The following is a 607-nucleotide window of genomic DNA, read 5'->3' as shown; positions in this document are numbered from 1 at the left end:
GGGTGACGGACATCATGGGCGAGATCAGCGCGGCCAGCTCGGAGCAAAACGCTGGGGTGGCGCAGGTGGGCGAGGCCGTGACGAACATGGACCATGCGACGCAGCAGAACGCGGCGCTGGTGGAACAAATGGCGGCGGCTGCGTCCAGCTTGCGTTCGCAATCGCAGGAGCTGGTGCAGACCGTGGCTGTGTTCAAACTCGATGACCGGCATGATGGCGCCGGGCTGGCCGGTGCTGGCCGTGCTACTGCACAGCCCGTGCTACTGTCCATGCGCTGACCCCAGTCCGTACCCCACCGAATCTCAATCTATGAAGCCGCCTGTGGAATTTCGCTAAAGCCTAACCCAATATTTCCATCAATTCTTGACCCACACTTGGAGTGCCCCCTGCGGCTGGTCCACGGGACGACGATGAACTGATACGTTGACACGACCTTCAGATCGCGCACTCAAAGAACAGCGGTTGACAGCGACTCCAACAGGTCGCCTCTGTAGATCGATACTAAGCGGAACAGTTATGCTTCCTCTCGTGGAATATTTATGGTTCCAGCGACAGCTGTTGTCGCTGGAACCATAAATGTTCCGCTTCGGAACGCTTATGCTTCTTT

Annotated in this window: 1 pseudogene; it reads left to right on the top strand. The window is 57.8% G+C overall.

Going from position 1 to position 607, the window contains the following annotated elements:
- A pseudogene (locus tag HGR_RS00325) lies at positions 1–278 on the top strand (methyl-accepting chemotaxis protein); the annotation flags it as partial.
- Positions 279–607: the final 329 nt, after the last annotated feature.

The sequence above is a fragment of the Hylemonella gracilis ATCC 19624 genome (assembly GCF_000211835.1).
Taxonomy (GTDB): Bacteria; Pseudomonadota; Gammaproteobacteria; order Burkholderiales; family Burkholderiaceae_C; genus Hylemonella; species Hylemonella gracilis.
This window is presented reverse-complemented; position numbering and strand designations above follow the sequence as displayed.